The organism is Enterobacter sp. CGMCC 5087 (assembly GCF_003144775.1).
In the GTDB taxonomy this organism is placed as follows: domain Bacteria; phylum Pseudomonadota; class Gammaproteobacteria; order Enterobacterales; family Enterobacteriaceae; genus Enterobacter; species Enterobacter cloacae_M.
Window position 1 is genome coordinate 1 of sequence record NZ_QFXN01000298.1, and the last position, 840, is coordinate 840.

Genomic DNA, 840 nt, shown 5'->3' on the forward strand with positions numbered 1-840 from the left:
TACCTGGTAATGCCGTCCCGTACTTTTCACCGGGATCACTTTGCGCCACTCGGTACTGTCCGGATCCGCATAGCGGGCAACGACGCCGATATAGCGCGTCTTTTTATCCAGCTCAGCAGCAGGCAGGTATTTAAACTGCCCCGGTAACAGGGTGTAGTCCTGGTGGTCGAGATAGTTTTTCGCCAGTGCCTTTGGTAGGTCAGCGGTTATCTGATCGTAATCACTGGCAAGCAGCCGGGAATCTTCAGCCAGCATCACAATCTGAAATTCAACGGGTGACGCATCCCCACTATCATTGGGATTCATGTCCTTTTCCCCGACCAGGCTGAAGGAGACCGTTGAAGGCTGATCGTCGCGACTACCGACCTGGATATCAGGATTGGCGGCAACCTTCGCCATCTTGCCCATGGTGGTGCAGCCCGTCAGGGATAGCGTGAGCAGCAACATCAGGAAGCCCTTTCGCATCACAACGACTCCAGCCCTTCACGCACCGCCCGGTCATATGCCTGGGCGTAGACCTGGCGAAACAGTTTTTCAAATCCCTGCTGGCGTGATGAGGTCAGCTCCCGGAAATAATGCTGATACATGTCCCATTCCCATCCGGCATTTTCACCCTGACCGCCACGGCGATAATGGGAAAAGCGGGCCAGTAACCCCTCCGGCGAAAACGCCTGAAGAACGCTGTGCAGTGCAACACGGGTCGCCTTCTGACTGGCCGCATGCTGCAGGCGGATATTACTGAGGAGTTCTGTCACGGCGGCCGGTGCCGACAGATGCACCGGGCTTTGCCCTTCGGCAAAGAGCAGCGAGAGGGTGTCGTGATAATCAAGCCCCAGGCGC

At 56.7% G+C, this 840-nt stretch carries 2 protein-coding genes; both read right to left on the reverse strand.

What is annotated here, in order from left to right; genetic code table 11:
• Nucleotides 1-465 (reverse strand): type VI secretion system lipoprotein TssJ (gene tssJ / locus DEO48_RS24840; RefSeq protein WP_109846577.1); only part of this gene is annotated, 465 nt, incomplete at its 3' end.
• Nucleotides 465-840: type VI secretion system-associated FHA domain protein TagH (gene tagH, locus DEO48_RS24845; protein ID WP_109846578.1), on the reverse strand; the 376-nt coding region annotated here is incomplete at its 5' end. The genes tssJ and tagH, both read right to left, overlap by 1 nt.